The organism is Frondihabitans sp. GW821-FHT04F02 (assembly GCF_059420045.1).
Genome location: NZ_JBWKSZ010000001.1, coordinates 318,473 through 342,810, shown reverse-complemented (window position 1 = coordinate 342,810; position 24,338 = coordinate 318,473). Strand labels below are relative to the sequence as shown.

Sequence of the window (24,338 nt, the reverse complement as noted above, 5' to 3'; positions counted from 1 at the left end):
ATGAGACACCTGGGCGGAGTCCGGACGAGACGAATCAGTCTTCGTCAGTCCAGCTCGTGATCTCGCCGAACTGCTGTGACACGTAGCCGACGAGGTCCTCGTGGACGAGCTGCGACAGGCTGGGGATGGAGTTCTTCGACATGGGAGTTCTTTCTCGTAGTCCTGGTCGTCGTCGATCAGGATGGGCAAGAGGTATTCGATGCACCGCGGCCGGGCCGCGCGAAGGGAGGCCTCAGGCGACCTTGGAGGTGCCGAGCCGGGTCGGCGCCGCGGCTGCCGAGACGAAGAAGTCGGCATAGCAGAGGTCCGGAGCCGACACGGGTCCGCGCCGGAGCTCCTCCTGGAGCACGTCGCTCTGGGTGATCCGCTGGGCCGTACGCGGGAACGAGCTGCGTCCATATCGCTTGGGGTAGACGCCGATTCGAGCCGGCGCGATACCCCTCTCGCGGAGGTAGGCGCTCATGCGGCGTCCGCCGCCATGAGGTCCCTCAGCTCGGCGAGGTCGAGCGGCTGGGTCTCGTCGAGGTCGTACTCGGGATTCATGCCAGGACCCCCAGTGCGGTCAGAGCGCCGGCGATGACGAAGCTGCTCGCCGACAGCGTGGCGACCGCGATGACGGCCCAGGTGCGATCCCGATGGATCTGCCGGACCTCGGAGAACGGGGAAGATGCGTTTTCGGCGCGATGAATGGACATTGGTTCAACTCATTTCCGGCCCTGCAGCCTGAGGTAAACGGTGGTGCGGATAGTCCCGCCGTGAATCGGGACGTGCCCCCGCCGTGAACCGGTGGCACACCCTCAGTATGACCCAGTTGCCTAGACGGACTACCTATTTCGTCCGAAGTCTGCGCTATTCGGATAATCCCCGATCCGAAGGCCCCCCTGAAACCATCGCAAGGCCTACCTACACCGTCTAGGCAATAGTCTCTAGTCATGGCGGGAACACACCACTCAGCGGCGGCGGCGACATTCGACGAGTCGGGCTACTGGTATGCCCAGGACGGCGCCGAGAGAGGTGCGGCGGTTCTGAATGCGCTCCGGCGCTATCGCCAAGCCGAGAAGGAGATGCGCGCACGCACCCGGCTCTCGATGAAGATGGGCGAGACCGATCTGGCCGCCATCCGCTTCCTCCTCCGCGAGCAGCGAGCCGATCGGAGCGTGACCGCCTCTCGACTCACCGAGCACCTCGGTATCACCTCCGCCTCGACGGCGGTCCTCATCAACCGGCTCGAGGCCTCCGGTCACATCGTCCGGAGCAAGAACCCGTCCGACAAGCGGAGCATCTTCCTCACGGCGACCGGCAACAGCGACGACGAGGTGCGAGCGACCATGGCCGGCATGCACGCGCGCATGATCCTCGCGGCCGAGCGACTGAGCCCCGAGGCCGCCAGAGGCATCGTCGCGTTCCTCGCCGAGATGACGGAAGCGGTCGACGCGTCGGTGACCGACTGAGCCCTCGGGCGGCCGACTGGGTCGAACTCTCGGTCAGGCGCCCAGGACGACCCGCATCGCGTCCGTGAGTGCCGCGTTGTCCCGACGGAGCGCCGCCGCTTCGGCCTCGAGTGCCGTCACGCGGTCGCTCACGGGAGTCGGCTCGCGGGCCGGTTCGATCGACGGCTCGTCCGCGACAGCGTCAGGCCCGGGCGACGTGGCATCCGCAGGCTCGACCTCTCCGGGAGCTTCCGGTGCTGATCCCGGCGCAGGATCGGGCGCTTCGTCCGCCGAGGCGCGGGCGGCGGGCGCGATCCGAGTCCGCACCACCGGCGAGAACTTGGGCCGGCGCGATGCACGCGCGGGTGCGACCGACTCCGGCGACGCCGCCTCCACCCAGGCCCGCAGCGACGGCTGGTCGACGGTGAACTCGTCGGCCACGACGGTGAACACGTGCCGGTCGCCGGGGTTCGTGGCGAGTCGCTGCAGCACTCGTGCCGTCGCGGCCTCGCGGGTCTCGTCGTCGTACCACTGCTCGAAAGGCATGCCGAAAACCTAGCGCCTCTTGAGCTTCTTGAGGTTCTTCTGCATCGTCACCGTGCCGAGCCAGCGGTCGAACTTGAAGCCGACACGCCCCATGCGGCCGATCTCCTTGAACCCGAACGACGCGTGCAGCCGGATCGATGCATCGGCGCCCTGGTCGCCGATGATGGCGATCACCTGGCGCACCCCGGCCTGCTGGCAGGCATCGAGCAGCGCGGCCAGAAGCGCCTTGCCGAGGCCCTTCCCGGTCGACGCCGGCCCCAGGTAGATAGAGGTCTCGACGACCGTGCGATTGATGGCGCGGTTGCCCCACGGCACGACGTGCGCGTAGCCGAGGAGCGTGCCGGCGGGAGAGACCGCGACGAGGAAGGGCAGTTCCAGCCGCTCTGATCGGCTGAAGACGGCGCGCCACTCGTGCAGCGACTTCTGCTTCGTGTCGAAGGTCACCGTCGAGTTGGCGACGTACAGGTTGTAGACGTCGCGAACCGCCGGCAGGTCGGCGGCGACGGCCGTGCGGATCTCGTACGAGAACGGAGCCTCGGGCACAGGCTCGGGCCGCAGGTGGCGCGGCAGGACGCGACGCGGCTGGTATTCCTCTTCGAGCACCCGCCAACCCTTGCACGACCGGGCCGCGGGCGCACGCCCCCACGCAGGGGCTCAGGCCGACGTCCGTCGCTCCGTCAGGCCGGCAGCCGCCAGTCGACGGGCTCGCCGCCCGCTTCGCGGATCAGCGCGTTCGCGCGGCTGAACGGCTTCGAGCCGAAGAACCCGCGCGACGCCGACAGCGGCGACGGATGCGCCGACTCGATGCGGGGGGTGTCGCCGAGGAGCGGCTTCAGCGACTGCGCGTCGCGCCCCCAGAGGATCGCGACGAGCGGCCGATCGCGGGCGACCAGCGCCTCGATGGCCCGGTCGGTGACCTGCTCCCAGCCCTTGCGCCGGTGCGAGGCGGCGAGCCCCGGCTGCACGGTCAGCACCCGGTTGAGCAGCATCACGCCGTTCCGCGCCCACGGCGTCAGGTCGCCGTGCGCGACCGGCGCGATCCCCAGGTCGTCGTCGAGCTCGCGGTAGATGTTGGCCAGGCTCCGCGGCACGGGCCGCACGTGAGGGTCGACGGCGAACGACAGCCCGATCGGGTGGCCGGGCGTGGGGTAGGGATCCTGCCCCACGATCAGCACCCGGACGTCGTCGAACGGGTACGTGAACGCGCGCAGCACGTCGTCGCCGTGCGGCAGGTAGCCGCGCCCGGCCTCGGTCTCCTGGCGCAGGAACTGCCCCATCTCGGCCACCCGGCCGGCGACGGGCTCCAGAGCCCGTGCCCATCCGGGTTCCACGAGCTCGTGGAGCGGATGGACGCTCACGGCGCGCCGCTCACTGCTCGCTGCTCACTGAAGGCCGCTCACTGAAGGCCGCTCACTGCTCGACCGCCAGCGTCCCGACCGAGACGCCGACGATCTCGCCGTCGTCGTCGAGCTGAGGCTCGACCCGCCAGACGCTGCCCTGGCCGATGACCGCCAGGGCGCCCTCGCCGACGATCAGCGCGGTGTTCTCGTCGATGGCGACGCCACCGGTGACCATGCCGGCCTCGGTCGCGGCGATGAGCCGGGTGAGGGTTCCCCACTGGGCCGCGTGCACGTCGACGGCGAGGTCGACCAGGCCGAGGCCCTGCACGAGGGTGACCTCGTCGAGGTCTTCGGAGCTGTCCTGCGGGCACACCTCGACGCCGCCGATGCGGTATCCGCCGAGGATGGCCGTGTCGGCCGCGATCATCGCTCCGGCCGAGAAGCCGAGGTAGGGCAGGCCGTCGCTGACGAGCAGCCGCACCTGGTCGACGAGGGGCACGACCGCCTCGAAGTACGCGGGAGTCATGCCGCCGGCGATGAGCAGGCCGTCGATGTCGGAGAGAACGGTCGTATCGAAGACGTCGCTCGAGATCACCTCGGTGACGAGCGGCTCGCACGGCCCGATCGAGGCCAGCATCTCGGGGAACCCGGTGCGGAAGTCGGCCGACGGGACGTCGTCCTCGACGACGACGAGCACCGCGATGCGCGGCACGTCGCGGCCGATGCGGGCGGCGCGGGTCGACGCCTCGGCGACGAAGAGCTCGTAGACCTCCGTGGAGTCCGACGCCCAGCCGCCGCCGACGAGGTGGATGCTCACGTGCTCACCGTCACCGGAGGCAGCGCGCTCCAGGGGAAGGTGATCCAGTCGGCGGTGTGGCGCCAGACGTGGTCGGGCTCGAGGATCGTGCGCGGCTTCGCGTAGAGGCAGACCGTGTGTACGTCGGCGCCGTGGCCGCGGAGGATGTCGCGGACGAGCTCGAGCGTGCGGCCCGAGTCGGAGACGTCGTCGACGAGCAGGACGCGCTTGCCGCTGAGCGCCGGGGCGTCGAGCGCCGGAGGGAGGATGACGGGCTTCTCGAGCACCGAGTTGATGCCCGTGTAGAACTCGACGTTGATCGAGCCGCACATCTTCGTGTCGAGCGCGTACGAGATCGCGCCGGCGAGCAGGAGCCCGCCGCGGGCGATCGCCACCACGACGTCGGGGCGGAAGCCCGATGCGAGAACGTCCTGGGCGAGCTCGCGCGATGCCTCGCCGAACTCGAGCCAGCCAAGGATCTCGCGGCTGGCGTCGCGCGCCGGGCCTGTGGCCGCTTCGGCCGTGTCGACGTCGGGGGACGCGACCGGCGCGTCTTCGGGGAGGGCAACCATGGATCAACCGTAGTGCCGAGCGGCCCCGCGGTGCGACCCGTTCGAGGCGGCTCGACCGGCGTGCCGGCGTGCCGGCCCGGACGGCCGGACGGCCGCTACGCCGACCTCGACCAGTCGGGCCGGAACTGCACGCTGATCCGCGGCCCGACGGCCCGCTTGGTCTTGGCGATCGAGTGCTCGTGCGTGCGCTGCATGCTGCCGCCCATCACGAGCAGGTCGCCGTGCCCGAGGGGGAACCGCCGCACCTCGCCGCCGGACCTCGACCGCACCGCCAGGGTCCGCTCGGCGCCGACGGACACGATCGCGACCATCGTGTCGCGGTCGATGGCCTTGCCGACCTTGTCGCCGTGCCAGGCGATGCTGTCGTCTCCTGTGCGGTAGAAGCACAGGCCAGCCGTCTCGAAGACCTGACCGGGTGGTCGGCGGTAGTGGTCGTTAAGTGCGGACTGGGCCTTCGCGAGGACCGGGTCGGGCAGCACGGCTCGCGGCCCGAACCACGACACGAGGCGCGGCACGTCGACCACGCGGTCGTACATCTCGCGGCGATCGGCCTGCCACGGCACGCGGTCGACGAGCCGTTCGAAGAGGTCGTCGGAGTGGCCGACCCAGCCGGGCCGGAGGTCGAGCCAGGCGCCCTCGCCGAGCTCGATCCGCTGCACGGACGCGCCCAGCGGGCCGAGGACCGGCGTCGCACCCAGGACCGGGTCGTCGAGGAGGGCTGGATCGTCGAAGAGCGACGTCTGGAACGAGAGGGACATAGCCTCAGCCTAGCCGATCAATCGAACATGTGTTCGAATGATGTGCCGTCACGAGAGCAGGTGCGGCTGATCGAAGAGCTTCTTCGGATCGACGGTCGTCTTGATCTTCGTCAGGCGCGCCAGGTTCTCGCCGAAATAGCTCTGCCCGGGTGAGGTGAGCGAGGGGTCGGCGTAGTTGACGTAGGCCGCGTCACCCCACGGCGTCGAGAGCGAGCGACGGAAGTCGCGCACGTACTCGTCGTAGGCCCGGGGGTCGGCACCGTCCGCGAAGGTGGCCGTGTACTGGACGCTGAAGAGAGCGGTCCGGTGCGGGAAGGCCGTGTCGGCGGCGGCGACGCGGCCGACTGCGCCGCCCAGGGCGTCGAGCGAGATCCCGCCCTCGGTGAGGCCGACGATGCCGCCCGCGGCCTCGACCTTGGCCACGAGCCGACGGATCGCGTCGCCGTCGAGCGTCACGGTCGGCATGCTGGACGTGCCCGACTCGGAGACGCGCTTCAGGACACCGCCCTCACCGGTCGTGCAGGCCGACGCCGGCTCGCCTGCGCAGCCCGCGTACCGGAGCATCGCGTCGCCGTACTCGTGGGCGACCGCCGTCTGCGACGAGGGCGTCGCCTTGACCGCGGCCAGGAACGGCGCGAGCTCGTCCTCGAGCGGCGTGCTCCCGGTCCAGGTGCCCGAGACGGTCAGCGACGGCGTGCTGCCGTGCGTCGACCCCGCCAGCAGCTTCAGCGTCGACCACAGCTGGTCGGACGCCCCGGGCGCCCAGCCCTGCCACACGTTCAGGACCCGCACCGCCCATCGCCAGTCCCATTCGATCGACCACATGGTCACCGTCGGGGCGGGCCGGGTGGTGAAGGTCATCGACGTGACGATCCCGACGAGGCCGCCGCCGCCGCCGCGGCAGGCCCAGAAGAGGTCGGCGTCCTCGGTCGCCGATGCGTGATGGACGACACCGTCGGCGGTCACGATCTCGACGGCGGCGAGCTGGTCGCAGGTCAGGCCGAACGAGCGCGAGAGCACTCCGACTCCCCCGCCGAGCGTCAGGCCGCCGATGGCGACGGTGCCGCACGAGCCCGCGCCGATCGCGCGGCCGGCGGCGGCGAGCTTCTCGTAGACGGCGGCCAGCGGAGCGCCCGGCCCGACGGTGACCGAGGCTCCGTCGCCCGAGAGCTCGACGGTGTCGAGAGCGGCCGTGCTGATGACGAGGGACGGGTCGACGTCCGTTCCTGCGGCACCCCCGGCGGACCAGCCGGCGTAGCTGTGCCCGCCCGATCGGACCGCGAGAGGGGTGGCCGAGTTCCTGCAGAAGGCCAGCCCGGCGATGACGTCGGAGGTCGAGGCCGCCCGGAGGATGCCGAGCGGCGCGGCGTCGTCGAAGCGCGGGTTCTCGGTCTGCTTGGCGGAGCCGTAGCCGACGCTCGACGGGCGCAGGAGCGTTCCCGACACGGCGGCGGCGAGCGCCTGCCACGTCGAGGGGCCGGCGGCGGTCGGCGTCTCGGTGACGGTGGTGGTCGCGGTGGGCGACGGTCTCGGGCTGGTGCAGGCGGCGAGCGCGACGGCGCTGACGGCTGCCACTCCGGCGACGGAGGCTCCGGTCAGGAACGTGCGGCGGTCGATCGAGGTCACCCGACGACCCTACGTCGTCGGGATGGCGGCGACGGGGATCCCCGGGGGCGTGGGATGCTCGTCGGATGAAGCGCAACGCATCGTCCCGGCTCGTCCTGTCAGCGACCGAGCCCGCGGAGCTGGTGCTGTCCGTCGCCGCCGCCGAGGGGCAGTCGGTCGTCGAGTCGCTGTCGGTGCGGCAGGGTGGGGTCGACGTGCCGGTGCGCGAGGTCGTCGACGATCGGGGCACGCGGCTCCAGGTGGCGACGATGCAGCCGGGCGTCCTCGAGATGGAGTACCGCGTCGAGGTGTCGGGGCGCACGGAGCCGATCGAGCTGGGGGCGCTCGACACGATCCAGTACCTGCGGCCGAGCCGGTACTGCGAGTCCGACACGCTCTTCCCGATGGCGAAGAGCGAGTTCGGCGGGCTGCGGGGGCAGCAGCTCGTGTCGGCCATCGGGACGTGGGTCAACGGGCACCTGTCGTACGTGCCGGGGTCGAGCTCGCCGACGGACGGCGCGGTGCAGACGTTCCTCGACCGTCGGGGCGTGTGCCGCGACTACGCGCACCTCGTGGTGGCCCTGCTGCGAGCGCGGGACGTGCCGGCCAGGCTGGTGTCGGTCTACGCGCCGGGGCTGTGGCCGATGGACTTCCACGCGGTCGCGGAGGCCCTGGTCGACGGCGTCTGGTACGCGATCGACGCGACGGGGCTGGCTCCCCGGCAGAGCCTGGTGCGGATCGCCACGGGGCGCGACGCGTCCGACACCGCGTTCCTGTCGTCGTCGGGCGGCTGGGTGAAGCTGCTCGAGATGGAGGTCATGGCGACCGCCGACGTGCTGCCGCGCGACACCGTCTCGGACTTCGTCTCGATCGGCTAGCGGCTCCCTGCGCGGTCCCGGCTCAGCGGGTGGAGAGCGGACCGCGCGCGAGCTTGTAGGGCTGCGCCTGCGCGACGGGCTTGACGGTGACGAGGTCGAGGTTGACGTGCGGCGGCAGCTCGACGGCGTGCACAACGGCCTCGGCGATGTCGTCGGCGGTGAGTGGAGCTTCGACGCCGGCGTAGACGGCGTCGGCGCGTTCCTGGTCGCCGGCGAAGCGCACGAGCGAGAAGTCGGTCTTGACCATGCCGGGGGCGATCTCGATGACCCGGAGGGGCTCGCCGTTGAGCTCGAGGCGGAGCGCTGCGACGACGGCGTGCTGGGCGAACTTCGCGGCGTTGTAGCCGCCGCCGTTCTCGTAGGCGATGTGCCCGGCGATCGAGGTGATCGTGACGATGTCGCCCGAGCCCGCCTCGTCGGCGCCGCGGCGGAGCGACGGGAGCAGGGCGCTGAGCGCGCGCTTGGTGCCGAGCACGTTGACGTCGAACATGCGCTGCCAGTCGTCGATCGAGCCCGTCTCGACGCTGTCGAGGCCGAAGGCGCCGCCGGCGTTGTTCACGAGGGCGTGCAGCGGTCCGGTCGACTCGACGTGCGCGCGCAGGGCGGCCATGTCGTCGTCGCTGGTGACGTCGGCGCGGAACCAGGTGGCGCCGGTCTCGTCGGCGAGCGCCGCGAGGCGGTCCTCGCGGCGGGCGACGGCGAGGACGTCCCAGCCGTGAGAGCGGAACAGGCGCACGGTGGCCTCTCCGATGCCCGAGCTCGCTCCGGTGACCAGTGCTCTCTTCGCCATGCGTGTGCGCCTTCCCTAGGTTGCGTGCGTCCCTGCAACGCTACTGCTCGCGGCGGGCGGTCATCCGCCGGCGCTCGACGGCGCACCGCGCGTACATCGTGCCGCCGGCGTCGACGATGAAGCCGTCGAGCAAGACGATCCCTGCTGCGATGAGCGTGCCCGCGGGCCGAGGTTACGCCGCGTGTCCGCTCCGTTGCCGGCCACCGGCCCGCGCTCCTAGGCTCGGCCTCAACCGGGGTCCGATCACCGTCGACGGGCCCGTCAGACACCCGCACGACTTCAGGAGAGCATCATGAGCGACTGGCAGTTCGAGACCCAGCAGATCCACGCGGGCGCCCAGCCCGACCCCACGACGCACGCTCGCGCGACGCCGATCTACAAGACGACCTCGTACGTGTTCGAGAGCGCCGAGCAGGCGAAGAACCTGTTCGCGCTCGCCGAGTTCGGCAACATCTACTCGCGCATCATGAACCCCACCCACGACGTCGTGGAGCAGCGCATCGCGACGCTCGAGGGCGGCTCCGGCGCGCTGCTCGTCTCGTCGGGCCAGGCGGCCGAGACCCTCGCGATCCTGAACATCGCCCAGGCGGGCGACCACATCGTCTCGTCGTCGTCGATCTACGGCGGCACCTACAACCTGTTCAAGTACACGCTCGCGAAGCTCGGCATCGAGACCACGTTCGTCGAGAACCAGGACGACGCCGACGAGTGGCACCGCGCCGTGCGCCCGAACACGAAGCTGTTCTTCGCCGAGACGATCGGCAACCCGAAGATCAACATCCTCGACATCTCGCTGGTGTCGAGCGTCGCCCACGAGGCCGGCGTGCCGCTGATCGTCGACAACACGATCGCGACGCCCTACCTGATCCGCCCGTTCGAGCACGGCGCCGACATCGTCGTGCACTCGGCGACGAAGTTCCTCGGCGGCCACGGCACGGTCATCGGCGGTCTCATCGTCGACGGCGGAAAGTTCGAGTGGTCGAAGAACGTCGAGAAGTTCCCGGAGCTCACCGTCCCGGATCCCTCGTACCACGGCGCCAGCTACACGACAGCAGTGGGCGACTCGCTCGCGTACATCATCAAGGCGCGCGTGCAGCTGCTCCGCGACCTCGGCTCGTCGAACTCGGCCGACACCGCCTTCGCATTGATCCAGGGCATCGAGACTCTGAGCCTCCGCATCGAGCGCCACGTGCAGAACGCCCAGGAGATCGCCGAGTGGCTCGACGCCCGCGACGACGTCGCCAACGTCTTCTATGCCGGCCTCCCCACCAGCCCCTGGTACGCCGCCGCCAACAAGTACGCTCCCAAGGGCGTCGGAGCCGTGCTGAGCTTCGAGCTCAAGGGCGGCGTCGACGCGGGCAAGGCGCTCGTCGACGGCCTGTCGCTGTTCAGCCACCTGGCCAACATCGGCGACGTGCGCTCCCTCGTGATCCACCCGGCATCGACGACGCACTCGCAGCTCACCCCCGAGCAGCAGCTCACGACCGGAGTCACTCCCGGCCTCGTCAGGCTCTCCATCGGGCTCGAGAACGTCGCCGATCTCAAGGCCGACCTGGCGGCGGGCTTCGCGGCGGCCGCCGACGTGACGGCGGGCCTCCTCAAGAGCAACTGACGATCCACCCCGAAGCGGCGGCTCCTGGACGTAATGTTCCGGCAGCCGCCGCTCTTTGTTGACATGCTGGAGTCAAATGGACTGGCAGACGACACCCGAAGACACGGTCCCGTCGAGCGTCGTCACCGAGCGCACCCGCCGGACGATGCTGGGCAAGCCTCCGGTCACCGGGGCCTGGCGCGACGGCGACCCGGTCGGCGACCGCCGGTTCGAGTCGATCGACGACCTGCTCCTCGAGACCGGCGAGGTGCTCCCCCGTCCGCGCATCGCGTACGAGACGTTCGGCACGCGCGCCGCCGACGACTCCAACGTCGTGCTCGTGCTGCACGCCCTCACCGGCGACAGCCACCTCACCGGGCCCGCCTCCCTGGGCCACACCACGGCCGGCTGGTGGCCCGGCGTCGTCGGCCCGGGTCTCGCCATCGACACCGACCGCTGGTTCGTCGTCGCGCCCAACATGCTCGGCGGCTGCCAGGGCTCGACCGGCCCCTCGTCGCTCGCCCCCGACGGCGTCGAATGGGGCTCGCGCTTCCCGCGCCTGACCATCCGCGACCAGGTCGCGGCTCAGGTCGCCTTCTCGGATGCCCTCGGGATCGACCGCTGGAAGGCCGTCATCGGCGGCTCCATGGGCGGCATGCACGCCCTCGAGTGGGCCGTGGGCTCGCCCGACCGCGTCGAGCGTCTGGGCGTCCTCTCGACCACGGCGTTCTCGAGCGCCGACCAGATCGCTCTCAACACGGTGCAGGTCGAGGCCATCCACATGGATCCGGGCTTCGCCGGCGGCGACTACTACGAGTCGCCCGACGGCGAGGGCCCGTATCGGGGTCTGGCCCTGGCCCGCCGCATGGCGCTCCTCAACTACCGCTCGCCCGATGAGCTCAACAAGCGCTTCGGGCGCGGCTGGCAGAGCGACCTCTCCCCCCTGGTCGGGCAGGGTCGGTTCGCCGTGTCCAGCTACCTGGACTTCCACGGCAACAAGTTCACGAGACGCTTCGACGCGAACAGCTACGTGGCGCTCGCGCGCGCCATGAACTCGCACGACCTGGGTCGCGACCGCGGGGGCGTGACGGCCGCCCTCGCCCGAGTCACCGCGACGTCGCTCGTGCTGGGGATCGACACCGACCGCCTCTTCCCGCCGCACGACCAGGAGCTCATCGCGGCGGGCCTGCGGCAGACGGCGGCGACAGACGCCGTGATCCTGCCCAGCGAGTTCGGGCACGACGGATTCCTCATCGAGAACGAGCTCGTCGGGACACACCTTCGAGCCTTGCTTGAAGGATGACGCCGCACAGGCCACAATGAGACTCGCTCGGGAACCATCCGGATCCCGCACGGACACCCGTCTCGCTTGAGCGCAGAGACCCACAGGACTGCGCGCCGTGCCCCGCCTCGGGGGACAAATTGTGGAACGATGTGTCTAGGCGCCCCCGCAGGCCGCTTCCCACCATGACCGTTGGACTCGAATGGATCTCTTCGCCCAGGAGCGTGATCGGCTCCTCCGAACCACGACCCGGTTCCTAGGAATCGCGTGCACCGTGGTGTCGCTCGTGGCGTTGAGCTACCCCGGCGTCATCGACTACCCGCGGCTCGCGCTGATCGCACTCTGCTCCGCCGCCATGGTCGTCTTCCTCATCATGGTCGGCCGTTCCCGCAATCTGCTGTGGGTCATCCTCGGAATGGCCGCGGGCCTCGCCGCCGGCGGCGTCGCCCTGATCCCCGGCGGCATCGACGGTCCCCTCGCGACGGCGGTCATCCCGCTGGTCGGCGGCGCGGTCGCCTCGTTCGCCCTCCTGCTCTCGTCGTCCACCCGCCGCGTCGTGCTCGGGGCGGTCGCCGCCGTCCTGGTCGTCGCCGAGGTCGTCGTCGGCACCCACTCCGTCCTCTCGGTGCAGGTCGCCGCCGTCCTGCTCGGCTGGGTGCTCTGCTTCGTCGCCGGCTTCTGGATCGGCAACAGCGTCCCCCGGGCCGCCCGCCGCATCTACTCGATCGGCAACGCGCACCGCGCCGAGCGCCAGGCCAGCGAGACCGAGGCCCAGCGACGCCAGGGCGCCCGCCTCCTCCACGACACCGTGCTGGCCACCCTCACCCTCCTCGCGCACTCCGGGTTCGGCGTCACGCCCGCCGCACTTCAGGCCCAGGCCGCCGAGGACGCCCGGCTGCTGCGCCACCTCCGTCTCGGCTCGACGCCCCAGCCGCAGGCCTCCGGCGACTACAACCTCAACACGTCCGAGGAGAGCCCCCTCGGACAGACTCTCGAGTCGGTCAAGCAGCGCTTCGGCCGGATGGGCCTCGAGGTCAGCTGGCACGGCACCGGCCAGGTCCTGCTCCCCACCAACGTGCTCGACGCGTTCCTGCTCGCCCTCGCCGAGTGCCTCGAGAACGTCCGCCGGCACGCCGGGGTCGCCGAGGCGCACGTCACGATCATCCACGACAACGAGATGGTCCGCGCCATGGTCACCGACGCCGGCGTCGGCTTCGACCTCGAGGGCGTGTCGGAAGAGCGCCTGGGTTTCAAGGAGAGCGTGGTCAACCGCCTCCGCGAGGTCGGCGGAACCGCCCGCCTCTTCTCCGCGCCGGGTGCCGGCACCACCGTCGTGCTCGAGGCACCGCGATGAGAACTGAGCTTTCTTCTAACGAATCTCCGGTGACGGACGACAGTCCCTCCCGGAAGGGGGTCACCCGATGAGCATCGACGAGAACACACTCGGCGTCCCCCGACACCGTCGAGCACCGCGGGGCCTCCCCACGTCGTCCACCGGAGCCCGCTCGCTCCGCCAGGCCCAGCAGGCCGGAGCGACCCTCGGCACCGGCTACCTCGGCATGGGCGCTGCCGCCGTCGCCGCAGTCCAGGCGATCTACGGACTCATCTTCTTCCTGGTGCACCTCTCCCAGTACCCGGTCGCCGCCCCCGCGATCGTCGCCTGGCTCATCTACCTCGCCGCCTTCATCGGCAGCGTCACCCTGGTCGCCATCCAGGGCGAGCGCCTCACCGGCCCTGTCATGGTGATCATCTGCGCGGCCCTGCTCGTCGTCGTGATCCTCGACTTCGTCGCCATCTGGAAGCTCCACAACGTGGGCGCGTACGCCACCGCCAGCGTCGCCGTCGGGTTCGGCCTCCTGCCGCTGGTCACGCTCCGTCCGGCTCGCGAGCTCGTCATCGCCACCGCCGCCCTGTTCGTCCTGCTCGTCGCCGCGGTCATCCTGACGACGCCGATCGACCGCATCACCTTCCCGCAGCAGGTCACGGTCGTCGCGATCGCGATCCTGCCGCCGTCGATCGCCATCTACGCCGTCCAGCGGTTCCGCCGCATGATCCAGATCGAGCTCGACCGCGTCCTCGTCCAGTCGACGGTCACCCAGCCCCGCTTCGCCGTCGGCATGCTCGCCAGCGACGAGCTGGCCCGCCTCGACCTCGCCGCCGAGAAGCTCCTCGACGGCGTCGCCATCGGCGAGATCGCTCTGCCCCTCGAGCCGCACGTGGCCTCCACGGCGTCGACGCTCGCCACCGAGCTCCGCCTGCATCTCATCGAGGGCCGCCGCGAGACCTGGCTCTACCACGCCGTCACCGAGTCGGAGTACCTCGGCCGCGCCGTCAAGCTCGCCGACCCGTCGTCGCTCGCGGGCCTCCTCACCCCCGAGCAGCGCGACGGCCTCCTGCAGGCCGTGTGGCTCCTTCTGGGCGATCGCCGCACCCGCGCCGCCGGCACGAGCATCACGCTGACGCTCGGCCCCATCCAGACTCCGACGACCATCGCGTCGATGGCGGGTCGCACCATCGAGGTGCCGATCGACGTCACGTCGACCGGCATCCGACGCAACCGCGTCGTGCCCGCCACCTGGAACGCCCTCGAGCGAGTCGGCGACTTCCAGACCTCCACCCACCAGGGCAGTCTGCGGCTCGCCATCCGCTGTTCGGTCGAGAACCCCGCAGACGCCTAACATAAGCCCCATCTCCGCTGTCGCCGGTCGCCTGAGCTCCTCCCAGCAGCGGCTCATCGAAACCCAGCGGCTCATCGAAGCTCATCGAAAGATGAGAAACCAGTGCCTGACTCCGAAGGACGCATCCGCCTCGCCCTCGTCGACGATCACAAGATGCTCCTCGGCGCGCTCAGCGAGTGGATCCGCAGCGCCGCCGACGACATCAGCATGGTGTGCGCCGTCGCCTCGTGGCCCGAGCTGCTCACGCACCCCGAGTTCCCCGTCGACGTGGTCCTGCTCGACCTCGACCTCAAAGACAACCTGCCGATCTCGCTGAAGATCTCGACGCTGAAGACGGCGGGCGTGAAGACGGTGCTGATGAGCACGTACTCCGAGCCGAACGTCGTGCGCGAGGCGCTGGCCGCCGGCGCGCTCGGCTACCTGGTCAAGAGCGAAGACGCCGAGATGATCGTCGAGGCGATCCGCAATGCGTCCGTCGGCGAGTCGTACATCTCGGCCGAGCTCGACCTGGCCCTCAATGCGGCCGAGGTCGGCGGAGTGCCGAAGCTCTCCGCCCAGGAGCGCCGCGTCATGGCCCTCTACGGCGGTGGCGAGCCCGTCAAGGCCGTCGCCTACCAGCTCGGCATCTCCGAGGAGACCGCCAAGTCGTACCTCAAGCGCATCCGCGAGAAGTACCGCGTCGCCGGCTTCGACGTGGGCACCAAGGTCGCCCTGCGAAAGCGCGCCATCCAGGACGGCATCCTGCTCCAGACCGACGACGCCGCTCCGTCGGGCTTCTAGCCACGTCGCCGAGAGTGCAGCAGTGGTCGGGTTCGCCCGGCCGCTCCTGCGCTCTCGGCCGTTAACCCCCGGGCGCAGGAACTGCCCTGCCGCCGCCCGCTCCGCCGACCCGGCGCGCCCTCCGCCGCTCCGGCACAGCCCCGCCTGACCGGCACAGCTCCCCGCCGAATCGGCACGGCCCCGCCGTCGCGCACGAGGGAACGTGCCGATACGGCGGGGCCTAGCCCCGCGCTGGACGCCCCAGGCTCAGAGCCCGCCGACCGGGATCGGCTGCGTCTCCGGCGTCGGTCCCGTCAGCGCCTTGCGCGCCCTGCCGTGCCGCTCGGTCGCGAAGCTCACCGTCACGAGGATCAGGCCCAGCACGGCGAGTCCCAGCCCCACCCACGCCGGAGCCCCGGCCCCGAGCCCGGCGGCGATGACGACGCCACCCAGGTACGCGCCGAGCGAGTTGCCGAGGTTGAACGCGGAGTGGTTGAGCGCCGCCGCGATCACCTGCGAGTCGCCGGCGACCTCCATCAGGCGGGTCTGGATGGCCGGGCTGATCACCGAGCTCGTGAGCCCGAGCGTGAAGGCGAAGACGAAGATGCCGACCAGGTGGTGCGACGTCACGGCGTAGCCGACGAGCGAGAGCATCAGGCCGGCGAAGCCGATGTAGATCGTGCGCCGGAGGTTCTTGTCGGCGCCCCAGCCGCCGAGCAGGTTGCCGATCGTCATGCCCACGCCGACCCCGACGAGCACGAGCGGCACGATCGACTCGGGCTGATGGGCGCCCTCGGTCACGGCCGTCGCCACGTAGCTGTAGACGGCGAAGAAGCCGCCGAAGCCGATCGCCCCGACGCCCATGACGAGCCAGAGCTGCGGCTGCCGGAACGCGCTCAGCTCGCGCCTGATCGACGCCCCGTGCGGCGCCGGCGTCTTCGGCAGCGCCAGTGCCACCGCGAGGAAGGTCAAGGCGAACAGCGCCGCGACGACGGCGTAGGCGGCGCGCCACCCGGCTGCCTGGCCGAGCGCCGTGATGAGAGGCACGCCGACGATGTTCGAGATCGTGAGGCCGGCGAGGACGAACGCGACGCCCTTGCCGCGGTTGCCCGGCCCCATCAGCTCGGCGGCCGCCAGCGACGCGATGCCGAAGTAGGCGCCGTGCGGTAACCCGGCGGCGAACCGGGCGAGCACAACCAGCCCGAAGCTCGGCAGCACCGCCGACGCGACCGTGCCGACGACGAACGCCGTGAGCAGGATGAGCAGGAGCTTCTTGCGCGGCATGTGCGACGTCGTGGCGGCGATCGTCGGGGCGCCGACGACCACGCCGAGCGCGTAGGCGCTGATCAGGATTCCGGCCTGCGCCGTCGCGTTGTCGACCGACGCCTGGTACACGGTCGGCAGGAGGTCGCGCGCGATGTTCGGCAGCAGCCCCATCGCGACGAACTCCGTCGAGCCTATCGAGAACCCGCCCAGCGCCAGAGAGATCAGGGCGATCCGCCGACGGCGCGACGAGATCGTGGGCGTGGTGATCTGGGACACGAGCGGCTGCCGTTTCTACGAGAAGAGAGGTGACGGCTCTTCGTCGAGTCGCAGGATGGAGCAGGTGAGGCTCCCCTGCAATCGTAGGGCCGCCCCGTGCCGACGCGGGTCACGTCAGCGCCGGTCGGGGCAGCCCGCGGGCCTCCAGCGGGCACGTCAGAGCGTGTCGAGCGCCGCCTCGAGCCGTTCGACCTTGCCGTCGAGCTCGCCGGTGTGCCCCGGGCGGATGTCGGCCTTCAGCACGAGCGACACCCGGCGCCCGAACGGCGCCACGGCCTCGGTGGCGGCCTTGACCACGGCCATCACTTCGTCCCACTCCCCCTCGATCTCGGTGAACATCGACGACGTGCGGTTGGGCAGCCCCGAGTCGCGCACGACTTTCACGGCGGCGGCCACGGCGCTGTGCACCGAGTCGGGCTGGGAGCCCGACGCGGGCGCGTCAGACGAGGCGGAGCCACCGGACGGGGAGACGCTGAATGCGACGATCATGCGTCCATCCTGGCACCGACCCCCGACACCGGCGCTCGACCCGGCACGACGCTCGACGGCACGGCGCGCCCGGCCAGCCAGACCCGCCGCAGGGCATCCGCGAGGAGCACGACGAGCAGCAGGTTCCGCAACGTGATCACGACCACCATCCACGGCAGCGCGAAGACCAGCGCGTCGTACTGCCACGGGTAGACGACCTGGGTCAGCGCCGCGACGACCACCGTCAGGATCGCCGGCCGCAGGAACTCGCGCCCCACCACCACGAGCCCCAGCAGCACGGGCGCGGCCAGCCACGTCTCGTACTGCGGCGAGCCGACCTTGTTGGTGACGATGAACGCCGTCGCCAGCGCGAGCGAGAGCGGCGCCAGCAGGCGGGCGGGATCGGCGCCGCGACGAGCGGCCACGAGGCCGAGCCCGGCGACGCCGGCCAGCACGACGACCATCAGCGGCGTCATGAGGGCGGCCGCGAGGGAGGTGCCCGTTCCTGCGACCTGGTAGGTGATGATCTCGTGGTCGAAGTAGGTGCGCACGCCGGGCACCCCCGAGGCCTCGAGCCACAGCCAGATCGTCGTGACGGGCGCCTCGAGCTGCAGGCCGCGGCCGGTCTGCTTGGCGACGAAGCCGAAGATTCCGGTGGCGGTCCCGCCGGCGAGGAGGGCCGCGAGCACCACGACGACGCTGGTGGCGGCCGCCGAGATGAGCACGACGAGACGGCGGCGACCGGCGATCAGGACGGCTGCGACGAGGCCGAACGGCCAGACCTTGATCCAGGTGGCGAGGGCGAGCAGGGCGCTTGCCACGGCCGGACGCCGGGCCGCGATCAGGAGCGCGACGATGGCGAGCGGAACGGTGATGCTGTCGATGCGGCCGACGGCGATCGGGCCGAGCGCGACCAGGAACACGAGCCACCATGCGCCGGCTGCCGGCGAGCGCCGGGCGACGACCGCGAGAGCGACCGCATCGAGCGCCGCCACGAGGACGAGCCAGGTGCCCGAGTAGTGAGCGAAGCCGAATGAGGCCGACAACAGCATCGGCGCCAGCGCGGCGGGCGGATAGACCCAGGCGACGTCGAGCCCCACCCAGCCGAGGCCGCGCGCGCCGTCGAGCATCCAGTCGCGGTAGACGGTGCTCACGTCGTTGAGTGGCGTGTGCGGACCGTTCAGGACGGTGTACGAGAGCCAGAGGTGGACGGCGACGAAGCCGATCCACAGGGCCGCGAGGCCGAGGGGAGAGCGGTGTCGGGCCATGCCCCGAGGGTAGCGAACCGGCCCGTGCCAGCGGGCGCCCGGGAGTTTCTCAGGCCATGCCTAGGGTGACACGTCATCGTTCAGGGACACCCGACCCCCCAGAGGATATCCCGTGAGAACTCGAAGCAAAGTCCTGATCGGCGTCGGCGCGGCTGTCGTCGTCGTCGCCACCGTCGCCGCGATCGCCGGCCCCGCGTTCTACCGAGACGTGATCGTGGGCGAGCCGGAGGCCGCGCCGACCGTGTCGGTGACACCGGGGAGCTCCGACCTCGCGGGCTCCGACCTCACCGGCGCCTGGACGATCGGCTCGGGCAGCACTGCCGGCTACCGCGTCAAGGAGGTCCTCAGGGGCACGGACGTGACGGTCGTCGGCAAGACGAGCGACGTGAGCGGCACCGTCACCTTCGACTCCGACTCGATCACGAAGGCGCAGATCACCGTCGAGGCCGGCACGATCGCGACCGACTCCGGCAGCCGCGACGAGTACTTCCGCACGTCGGCGCTCGAGACCGACATCCACCCCGACGCCACGTTCGCGCTGACCACTCCGGTCGACACCGGCGACCTGTCGTCGGGCGAGGTCGCCACGTTCACGGCGACCGGGGCGCTCACACTGCATGGCGTCACGAAGACCGTGTCGGTGCCGATGGAGGCCGCCCTGTCGGGCTCCGGCGCCGAGGTGAGCGGGTCGGTGCCGATCACGTTCTCGGACTACGACGTCACGGCACCGAGCCTCGGGTTCGTCACCGTCGAGAAGACCGGGTCGGTGGAGTTCCTGCTGAAGGCGGCGCCTGCCAGCTAGCGGCGGAGCAGCTCCGCGATCGTCGCCGGCAGCGCGTCCACCAGCCCGAGAACGGTGAGGGGTCCGCCGCCCGATGCACGCGACGCCGCCAGCCCGTGCACGACGCTGGCGGTGGCAGCCAGCCGCGCCAGCGCCGACTCGTCGGCGGCGATCTCGTCGTGGTGCGTCGCCACGAGCGCGCCGAGTATTCCGCCGAGCGCGTCGCCCGCCCCGGCCGTCGCCAGCCACGCGGGCGCGCTCGAGGCGACGAGGCGCACTCCCCCGGGCGCGGCCACGTAGGTGCGGTGCCCCTTCAGCAGGACGGTCGCGCCCCACTCGTCGGCGGTGCGCGCGGCGGCGATCGCGGGATCGTCGCGGACCGCGTCGAGGTCCATGCCCGACGCCTTCGAGAGCTCGCGGAAGTGCGGCGTCACCACCATCGGCCCCGTGGCCTCGGCCCGGACCGCCAGCGCGCCGGCGTCGAGCACGAGCGGCAGCCCTGACGCGGCGGCCTCGGCGAACCGCGACCGGGTCAGGCCGTCGGCGGTCGACGGGTCGATGCCCGACCCGAGCAGCCACGCCTGCACGCGCCCGGCGCTGGTCACCGACTCCGGCCGGCGATGCAGCACGAAGTCCGACGCTCGCGAGGGCCCGAGGTAGCGCAGCATGCCGACACCCGTGTGCAGCGCCGCCTCGACGCCGAGCACTGCGGCGCCCGGATACTGGTCCGAGCCGGTCACGACTCCGAGCACCCCCCGGCTGTACTTGTCGTCGTCGGCCTGCGGCACAGCGATCCAGTCGGCGGCGTCGGCGGGGGTCCAGTCCTGATACGGGGTCACCCGCCCACGATAGGCGCGCCCCGCTAGCGTGGACTGCATGAGCATCTCCCTCCCCGGCCGCACCGTCGTCTTCGACTACGGCGAGGTGATCTCGAAGACGCCTCACGCGTCCGTCCGCGAGGCCATCGTCGCACTCGCCGACGTCGAGCCGGAGCCGTTCTGGGCCGCCTACGACTCCAACCGCGACGCCCTCGACTCGGGCGAGATGTCCGTCGTCGAGTACTGGCGGGCACTCGCCCGCGCGACCGGCACGGAGTGGAGCCTGTCGCGCATCCACGAGCTCTGGGCCCTCGACTTCCCCGCCTGGATCAGCCCCGAGCCCGGCACCATCGACATCATCGAAGAGCTCCGCGGCGGCGGCACGCCTGTCTGCGTCCTCTCGAACGCCGGCTTCGACTTCGGCTCGCCCCTGCGGTTCTCGCCCGTCGGCACGCTCTTCGACCGCGTCTTCGTCAGCGCCGAGATGCACGACCTCAAGCCGAGCGCGTCGATCTACCGGACCGTCCTCGACGAGCTCGGCATCACGCCCGAGCAGATGGTCTTCATCGACAACAAGGCGGTCAACATCGACGGGGCGCAGGAACTCGGCATCACCGGCCACGTGTTCACCACCCCGCCGGCCCTGCGCGAGTTCCTGGTGGCCCTCCAGGCGGAATGATCCCGCGGGCGGGCGGTTGACTTCCGTATGGCATCCGAACTCTTCGCCCCCATCACCCTCCGTGGCACCACCTTCCGCAACCGTCTCTGGGTACCGGCGATGTGCCAGTACTCGGCCGAGAACTTCGACGGCATGCCGTCGACCTGGCACCTCGTCCACCTGGGCTCCTTCGCGCGCGGCGGTGCCGGCGCGATCGTCACCGAGGCCGCCGCCGTCGTCCCGGAGGGCCGCATCTCGCCGCAGGACCTGGGCATCTGGAACGACGAGCAGCGCGAGGCCTACCGCCCCATCGTCGACTTCGTGCACTCGCAGGGCTCCGCCATCGGCGTGCAGCTCGCCCACGCCGGCCGCAAGGCGTCGACTCCGCGCACCTGGGAGCCGCAGAACGGCACCCTCTCGGAGGCCGAGCACGGCTGGCCCGTCGTCGGGCCGTCCGCCATCGCGTTCGACGGCTACGACGTGCCCCGCGAGCTCAGTGCCGACGAGGTGCAGGGCGTCGTCGATGCCTTCGTCGCCGCCGCCGTCCGCTCGCAGCAGGCCGGGTTCGACTTCGTCGAGCTGCATGCCGCCCACGGCTACCTCATGCACCAGTTCCTGTCGCCGCTCAGCAACACGCGCACCGACCAGTACGGCGGATCGCTCGAGAACCGCGCCCGCATCGTGATCGACGCCGTCCGCGGCATCCGGGCCGCCACCGGCGAGGCCTTCCCGATCCTCGTCCGCTTCTCAGCCACCGACTGGGTCGAGGGCGGCTGGAACGAGCACGAGACCGCGACCGTCGCCGACTGGGCCCGCGCCGCCGGCGCCGACCTCTTCGACATCTCGTCAGGCGGAATCGCGGCGAACGCCGTCATCCCGGTCGGCCTCGGCTACCAGGTGCCGCTGGCCGCGTCGGTCAAGGCCGACGGGGGCGTCGAGACCGGGGCCGTCGGGCTCATCCTCACGGCCGAGCAGGCCGAGCAGATCGTCGCCTCGGGCCAGTCGGATGTCGTCTTCGTCGGGCGCGAGTTCCTGCGCGATCCGCACTTCGCGCTTCGCGCCGCGTCGGAGCTCGGCGAGGAGCTGCCGTACTACCCGCAGCAGTACCACCGCGCGCCTTTTCATCCCCAGCAGCGTCCCGCCGCCGCGCCGGCCCCTTCGACAGGCTCCGGGGCGTCCGGCGTGACGGAGGAACGCAGCCCTCTCGTCGAGGCCCGCGCCTGAGACCTCGCCCGCCGAGTGCGTGAAGATGCCCCCGCGGAAGACTCCGCGGGGGCATTCTCTCTGCACTCGGTCGACTAGCTCCTCCGGGTGGCGTCCTGGACCTCGCCGATCAGCTCCTCGATGATGTCCTCCAGGAAGAGCACGCCCCGCGTGGTCCCCTCGGCATCGAACGAGCGGGCCACGTGCACGCCGACGCGACGCATGGTCGCCAGGGCGTCCTCGAGCTCGGTTCCCTCGTAGATCGAGATGAGCTGGCGGATCCGCTTCGGCGGCACCGGCTCGGAGAACTCGCCGTCGTCGAGGTCGATCACGTCTTTGAGGTGGAGGTAGCCGGTGGGCTGCCCCAGGTCGTCGACGAGCACGTAGCGCGAGAAGCCGCGCTGGGCGACCGCGCGCTCGATGTCGGCCGGAGTGGCGGCCTCGCTCAGCGTGACGAGGTCGACCATCGACACGGCCACGTCGGAAACCTTCTTCTCGGTGAACTCGAACGCGGCGGTCAGAGCTCCGGTCGTGTCACGGAGGACGCCCTCCCGCTGCGACTGCGCGACGATCGTCTGGACCTCCTCGACGGTGAACGCGCTCGTCGCCTCGTCTTTCGGCTCGACGCCGAACGCCCGGATGATGTGGTTGGTCAGCCAGTTCAGGGTGCGGATCACCACGCCGAAGATGCGGCCGACGAACACCAGCGGCGGCGCGAGCAGCAGGGCGGCGCGGTCGGGCACCGAGAACGAGAGGTTCTTCGGCACCATCTCGCCGAAGACCACGTGCAGGAACGACACCAGCACCAGCGTGATGATGAAGCCGACGGTGTCGACGGCGCCGTCCGAGATGCCGGTCAGATGCAGCGGCCCCTCGAGCAGGTGGTGGATCGACGGCTCGGAGACGTTCAGGATCAGCAGCGAGCAGACCGTGATGCCGAGCTGGCTGGTCGCGAGCATGAGAGTCGCGTGCTCCATGGCCCAGAGAGTGGTCTTGGCCGCGCGATTGCCCGCCTCGGCCTTCGGCTCGATCGACGAGCGGCGCGCCGAGATGACGGCGAACTCGGCGCCGACGAAGAAGGCGTTGCCGAGCAGCAGCACGACGAGCCAGACGATGCCCCACCAGTCGCTCATCGGCGGGCCTCCTTCGGGGCGTCGGCTCTCGTCGAGTCGGCATTGGGCGAGTCGGCGTGTCGGCGGCGCTCCAGCGTGCGCTCGGCCATGGCAGCCTGCACGTCTTCGGCGGCGACCGAGTCGGTCACGACCTCGGGCTCGGACGTCGGGGTGAAGCGGATGCGGTCGATCCGGCGGCCTTCCAGGCGCTCGACCCGGAACTGGCCGTCCTCCGTCTCGACGGCGTCGCCGATGGACGGAAGCCGGCCGAGCTCGCTCATCACCCAGCCGCCGACGGTCTCGTAGGGGCCCTCCTCGGGCACCCTGACGCCGGCGCGCTCGAGCAGCTCGTCGGGGCGGAGCAGGCCGGGGAAGGTCAGCCAGTCCCGCGAGCGCACGACGTCGACCCGCGACCGGTCGTGCTCGTCCGAGACCTCCCCGACGAGCTCCTCGATCAGGTCTTCGAGCGTGACGACGCCGGCCGTGCCGCCGTACTCGTCGACGACCACGGCCATCTGGTACCCCTTGCCGCGGACCTCGGACAGCAGGCTGTCGAGCTTCATCGTCTCGGGAACCCGGATCGCCTCGGTCTGCAGGGCGCTGACCGGCACGTCGGCGCGTTTCTCACGCGGCACGGAGACGGCCTGCTTGACGTGGACGAGGCCGACGATGTCGTCGATGTCGTCGTCGGTGACAGGGAAGCGCGAGTAGCCGGTGCTGCGGGCACGCGCCAGCACCGTCTCGGCGCTGTCGGTGCGCGAGACGCTGCTGAGGCGCGGGCGCGGAGTCATGACGTCGGACGCCGTGTGCTCGCTGAAGACGAGCGTGCGGGCGAGCAGGGTCGCCGTGTCGAGGTCGAGGCTGCCCTCGAACGCCGAACGCCGGACCAGCGACGACAGCTCCTCGGCCGTGCGGGCGCCCGAGAGCTCCTCCTTGGGCTCGATGCCGATGCCGCGCAGGATCGCGTTCGCCGTGCCGTTGAGGAGCGCGACCGCGGGGCGGAAGACCATCGTGAAGCCGACCTGGAAGGGCATGACCAGCTGGGCCGTCTTGAGCGGCAGGGCCAGCGCGAAGTTCTTCGGGACCAGTTCGCCGATCAGCATCGAGATGAGCGTCGCGATGACGATCGACACGATGGGGGCGATGACGTCCACGATCTCGATGGGCCCGCCGAACTGGTGGAACGGGTCTTCGAGAAGCGTCGAGATCGCCGGCTCCATCGTGAAGCCGGTGAGCAGCGTCGTCAGCGTGATGCCGAGCTGCGCGCTCGAGAGGTGCGTCGACGTGACCTTGAGAGCGCCGATCGTCGTGCCCAGCCGCTTCTCGCCGCGGGCCTCGCGTGCCTCGAGGTCAGCGCGGTCGAGGTTGACCAGCGAGAACTCGCTGGCCACGAAGAGGCCGGTGCCGACGGTGAGCACGAGGCCGATGGCGAGCAGGATCCACTCGTTCACGAGTGCGACCTC

The 24,338-nt window shown here is 70.8% G+C and carries 26 protein-coding genes; 10 read left to right on the top strand and 16 right to left on the bottom strand.

The features are described 5' to 3' along the window. Positions 1-232 precede the first annotated feature (232 nt). Together AC07TY_RS01640 and AC07TY_RS01635 are read right to left on the bottom strand one after the other, a co-directional pair. The gene (locus tag AC07TY_RS01640; RefSeq protein WP_123504873.1) at positions 233-463 is read right to left on the bottom strand and encodes a hypothetical protein; all 231 of its coding nucleotides are present in this window, start codon (positions 461-463) and stop codon (positions 233-235) included. Between the two features lie 76 nt (positions 464-539). Continuing rightward, positions 540-695 carry a hypothetical protein gene (locus tag AC07TY_RS01635; protein WP_158614140.1) on the bottom strand — a complete coding sequence of 52 codons (156 nt, stop codon included), beginning with the start codon at positions 693-695 and terminating at the stop codon, positions 540-542. 237 nt (positions 696-932) lie between these two features. Between AC07TY_RS01635 and AC07TY_RS01630 the strand changes: the two genes are divergently transcribed. Continuing rightward, a complete protein-coding gene (locus tag AC07TY_RS01630; protein ID WP_123504874.1) occupies positions 933-1,451 on the top strand; it encodes a MarR family winged helix-turn-helix transcriptional regulator in 519 nt (172 codons plus the stop codon). A gap of 33 nt (positions 1,452-1,484) precedes the next feature. On the opposite strand, the gene AC07TY_RS01625 is transcribed toward AC07TY_RS01630, so the two are convergent. The 7 genes from AC07TY_RS01625 to AC07TY_RS01595 all read right to left on the bottom strand — a co-directional run bounded on the left by AC07TY_RS01625 (position 1,485) and on the right by AC07TY_RS01595 (position 7,068). Then, the gene (locus tag AC07TY_RS01625) at positions 1,485-1,976 is read right to left on the bottom strand and encodes a hypothetical protein (protein ID WP_494784141.1); all 492 of its coding nucleotides are present in this window, start codon (positions 1,974-1,976) and stop codon (positions 1,485-1,487) included. 9 nt (positions 1,977-1,985) lie between these two features. Next, entirely contained in the window at positions 1,986-2,579 is a 594-nt protein-coding gene (locus AC07TY_RS01620; RefSeq protein WP_123504876.1) for a GNAT family N-acetyltransferase, read from the bottom strand. A 74-nt stretch (positions 2,580-2,653) separates the two neighbouring features. After that, positions 2,654-3,334 (bottom strand): uracil-DNA glycosylase, encoded by a 681-nt coding sequence (locus tag AC07TY_RS01615; RefSeq protein ID WP_494784140.1) that lies wholly within the window; start codon positions 3,332-3,334, stop codon positions 2,654-2,656. A 52-nt stretch (positions 3,335-3,386) separates the two neighbouring features. Continuing rightward, a complete protein-coding gene (locus AC07TY_RS01610) occupies positions 3,387-4,133 on the bottom strand; it encodes a Type 1 glutamine amidotransferase-like domain-containing protein (RefSeq protein ID WP_233579788.1) in 747 nt (248 codons plus the stop codon). Further along, positions 4,130-4,684: a phosphoribosyltransferase gene (locus tag AC07TY_RS01605; RefSeq protein WP_123504878.1), complete on the bottom strand. Its 555-nt coding sequence runs from the start codon at positions 4,682-4,684 to the stop codon at positions 4,130-4,132. Before AC07TY_RS01605 ends, AC07TY_RS01610 begins: the two co-directional genes overlap by 4 nt. A gap of 95 nt (positions 4,685-4,779) precedes the next feature. Beyond that, positions 4,780-5,442 carry an alpha-ketoglutarate-dependent dioxygenase AlkB gene (locus AC07TY_RS01600; protein WP_494784139.1) on the bottom strand — a complete coding sequence of 221 codons (663 nt, stop codon included), beginning with the start codon at positions 5,440-5,442 and terminating at the stop codon, positions 4,780-4,782. 48 nt (positions 5,443-5,490) lie between these two features. Continuing rightward, on the bottom strand, positions 5,491-7,068 hold the full coding sequence (locus AC07TY_RS01595) for an FAD-binding oxidoreductase (RefSeq protein WP_494784138.1): 1,578 nt from the start codon (positions 7,066-7,068) through the stop codon (positions 5,491-5,493). A 65-nt stretch (positions 7,069-7,133) separates the two neighbouring features. On the opposite strand from AC07TY_RS01595, the gene AC07TY_RS01590 reads away from it, so the two are divergent. Continuing rightward, positions 7,134-7,925, top strand: a complete 792-nt coding sequence (locus AC07TY_RS01590; RefSeq protein WP_123504881.1) for a transglutaminase-like domain-containing protein — start codon at positions 7,134-7,136, stop codon at positions 7,923-7,925. Positions 7,926-7,947: 22 nt separating this feature from the next. Here AC07TY_RS01590 and AC07TY_RS01585 read toward each other — a convergent pair whose 3' ends face one another. After that, positions 7,948-8,715: an SDR family oxidoreductase gene (locus AC07TY_RS01585; protein ID WP_488626473.1), complete on the bottom strand. Its 768-nt coding sequence runs from the start codon at positions 8,713-8,715 to the stop codon at positions 7,948-7,950. A 292-nt stretch (positions 8,716-9,007) separates the two neighbouring features. Between AC07TY_RS01585 and AC07TY_RS01580 the strand changes: the two genes are divergently transcribed. From AC07TY_RS01580 to AC07TY_RS01560, 5 genes are all read left to right on the top strand, one after another. Next, entirely contained in the window at positions 9,008-10,327 is a 1,320-nt protein-coding gene (locus AC07TY_RS01580) for a bifunctional o-acetylhomoserine/o-acetylserine sulfhydrylase (RefSeq protein WP_123504883.1), read from the top strand. 76 nt (positions 10,328-10,403) lie between these two features. Further along, positions 10,404-11,609: a homoserine O-acetyltransferase MetX gene (gene metX / locus AC07TY_RS01575; protein WP_494784137.1), complete on the top strand. Its 1,206-nt coding sequence runs from the start codon at positions 10,404-10,406 to the stop codon at positions 11,607-11,609. Positions 11,610-11,790: 181 nt separating this feature from the next. Next, positions 11,791-12,942, top strand: coding sequence for a sensor histidine kinase (locus tag AC07TY_RS01570; protein ID WP_123504885.1), 1,152 nt, complete (start codon positions 11,791-11,793; stop codon positions 12,940-12,942). A gap of 67 nt (positions 12,943-13,009) precedes the next feature. Beyond that, positions 13,010-14,266, top strand: a complete 1,257-nt coding sequence (locus AC07TY_RS01565; protein ID WP_494784136.1) for a hypothetical protein — start codon at positions 13,010-13,012, stop codon at positions 14,264-14,266. Positions 14,267-14,368: 102 nt separating this feature from the next. Further along, positions 14,369-15,046, top strand: a complete 678-nt coding sequence (locus AC07TY_RS01560; RefSeq protein WP_255410931.1) for a response regulator transcription factor — start codon at positions 14,369-14,371, stop codon at positions 15,044-15,046. A 246-nt stretch (positions 15,047-15,292) separates the two neighbouring features. Here the strand turns inward: AC07TY_RS01560 and AC07TY_RS01555 are convergent, their stop codons facing one another. The 3 genes from AC07TY_RS01555 to AC07TY_RS01545 all read right to left on the bottom strand — a co-directional run bounded on the left by AC07TY_RS01555 (position 15,293) and on the right by AC07TY_RS01545 (position 18,303). Beyond that, positions 15,293-16,567: an MFS transporter gene (locus tag AC07TY_RS01555; protein ID WP_494784135.1), complete on the bottom strand. Its 1,275-nt coding sequence runs from the start codon at positions 16,565-16,567 to the stop codon at positions 15,293-15,295. Between the two features lie 156 nt (positions 16,568-16,723). Continuing rightward, a complete protein-coding gene (locus tag AC07TY_RS01550) occupies positions 16,724-17,056 on the bottom strand; it encodes a thiamine-binding protein (RefSeq protein WP_494784134.1) in 333 nt (110 codons plus the stop codon). Further along, positions 17,053-18,303, bottom strand: a complete 1,251-nt coding sequence (locus AC07TY_RS01545) for a glycosyltransferase 87 family protein (protein ID WP_494784133.1) — start codon at positions 18,301-18,303, stop codon at positions 17,053-17,055. The genes AC07TY_RS01550 and AC07TY_RS01545 overlap by 4 nt, the downstream gene beginning before the upstream one ends. 112 nt (positions 18,304-18,415) lie before the next feature. Here AC07TY_RS01545 and AC07TY_RS01540 point away from each other — a divergent pair, with 112 nt between their 5' ends. After that, entirely contained in the window at positions 18,416-19,105 is a 690-nt protein-coding gene (locus AC07TY_RS01540) for a YceI family protein (protein ID WP_488626479.1), read from the top strand. Here the strand turns inward: AC07TY_RS01540 and AC07TY_RS01535 are convergent. Next, on the bottom strand, positions 19,102-19,923 hold the full coding sequence (locus tag AC07TY_RS01535; protein WP_494784132.1) for an ADP-dependent NAD(P)H-hydrate dehydratase: 822 nt from the start codon (positions 19,921-19,923) through the stop codon (positions 19,102-19,104). The two genes, AC07TY_RS01540 and AC07TY_RS01535, sit on opposite strands and share 4 nt — an antisense overlap. A 37-nt stretch (positions 19,924-19,960) precedes the next feature. On the opposite strand from AC07TY_RS01535, the gene AC07TY_RS01530 reads away from it, so the two are divergent. Both AC07TY_RS01530 and AC07TY_RS01525 read left to right on the top strand, forming a co-directional pair. Next, positions 19,961-20,581: an HAD family hydrolase gene (locus AC07TY_RS01530; protein WP_494784131.1), complete on the top strand. Its 621-nt coding sequence runs from the start codon at positions 19,961-19,963 to the stop codon at positions 20,579-20,581. Between the two features lie 27 nt (positions 20,582-20,608). Next, positions 20,609-21,784 carry an NADH:flavin oxidoreductase/NADH oxidase gene (locus tag AC07TY_RS01525; RefSeq protein ID WP_123504891.1) on the top strand — a complete coding sequence of 392 codons (1,176 nt, stop codon included), beginning with the start codon at positions 20,609-20,611 and terminating at the stop codon, positions 21,782-21,784. A 74-nt stretch (positions 21,785-21,858) separates the two neighbouring features. Here the strand turns inward: AC07TY_RS01525 and AC07TY_RS01520 are convergent, their stop codons facing one another. Together AC07TY_RS01520 and AC07TY_RS01515 are read right to left on the bottom strand one after the other, a co-directional pair. Further along, positions 21,859-22,896 carry a hemolysin family protein gene (locus AC07TY_RS01520; RefSeq protein ID WP_494784130.1) on the bottom strand — a complete coding sequence of 346 codons (1,038 nt, stop codon included), beginning with the start codon at positions 22,894-22,896 and terminating at the stop codon, positions 21,859-21,861. Next, positions 22,893-24,326, bottom strand: a complete 1,434-nt coding sequence (locus tag AC07TY_RS01515; protein WP_494784129.1) for a hemolysin family protein — start codon at positions 24,324-24,326, stop codon at positions 22,893-22,895. Before AC07TY_RS01515 ends, AC07TY_RS01520 begins: the two co-directional genes overlap by 4 nt. Positions 24,327-24,338: the final 12 nt, after the last annotated feature.

Excerpts from the sequence above, each read along its gene's own strand:
- AC07TY_RS01640 (WP_123504873.1), bottom strand. The coding sequence starts at position 463 with ATGAGCGCCTACCTCCGCGAGAGGGGTATCGCGCCGGCTCGAATCGGC.
- AC07TY_RS01635 (WP_158614140.1), bottom strand. The coding sequence starts at position 695 with ATGTCCATTCATCGCGCCGAAAACGCATCTTCCCCGTTCTCCGAGGTC.
- AC07TY_RS01630 (WP_123504874.1), top strand. The coding sequence starts at position 933 with ATGGCGGGAACACACCACTCAGCGGCGGCGGCGACATTCGACGAGTCG.
- AC07TY_RS01625 (WP_494784141.1), bottom strand. The coding sequence starts at position 1,976 with ATGCCTTTCGAGCAGTGGTACGACGACGAGACCCGCGAGGCCGCGACG.
- AC07TY_RS01605 (WP_123504878.1), bottom strand. The coding sequence starts at position 4,684 with ATGGTTGCCCTCCCCGAAGACGCGCCGGTCGCGTCCCCCGACGTCGAC.
- AC07TY_RS01600 (WP_494784139.1), bottom strand. The coding sequence starts at position 5,442 with ATGTCCCTCTCGTTCCAGACGTCGCTCTTCGACGATCCAGCCCTCCTC.
- AC07TY_RS01590 (WP_123504881.1), top strand. The coding sequence starts at position 7,134 with ATGAAGCGCAACGCATCGTCCCGGCTCGTCCTGTCAGCGACCGAGCCC.
- AC07TY_RS01585 (WP_488626473.1), bottom strand. The coding sequence starts at position 8,715 with ATGGCGAAGAGAGCACTGGTCACCGGAGCGAGCTCGGGCATCGGAGAG.
- AC07TY_RS01580 (WP_123504883.1), top strand. The coding sequence starts at position 9,008 with ATGAGCGACTGGCAGTTCGAGACCCAGCAGATCCACGCGGGCGCCCAG.
- metX (WP_494784137.1), top strand. The coding sequence starts at position 10,404 with ATGGACTGGCAGACGACACCCGAAGACACGGTCCCGTCGAGCGTCGTC.
- AC07TY_RS01570 (WP_123504885.1), top strand. The coding sequence starts at position 11,791 with ATGGATCTCTTCGCCCAGGAGCGTGATCGGCTCCTCCGAACCACGACC.
- AC07TY_RS01565 (WP_494784136.1), top strand. The coding sequence starts at position 13,010 with ATGAGCATCGACGAGAACACACTCGGCGTCCCCCGACACCGTCGAGCA.
- AC07TY_RS01550 (WP_494784134.1), bottom strand. The coding sequence starts at position 17,056 with ATGATCGTCGCATTCAGCGTCTCCCCGTCCGGTGGCTCCGCCTCGTCT.
- AC07TY_RS01545 (WP_494784133.1), bottom strand. The coding sequence starts at position 18,303 with ATGGCCCGACACCGCTCTCCCCTCGGCCTCGCGGCCCTGTGGATCGGC.
- AC07TY_RS01530 (WP_494784131.1), top strand. The coding sequence starts at position 19,961 with ATGAGCATCTCCCTCCCCGGCCGCACCGTCGTCTTCGACTACGGCGAG.
- AC07TY_RS01525 (WP_123504891.1), top strand. The coding sequence starts at position 20,609 with ATGGCATCCGAACTCTTCGCCCCCATCACCCTCCGTGGCACCACCTTC.
- AC07TY_RS01520 (WP_494784130.1), bottom strand. The coding sequence starts at position 22,896 with ATGAGCGACTGGTGGGGCATCGTCTGGCTCGTCGTGCTGCTGCTCGGC.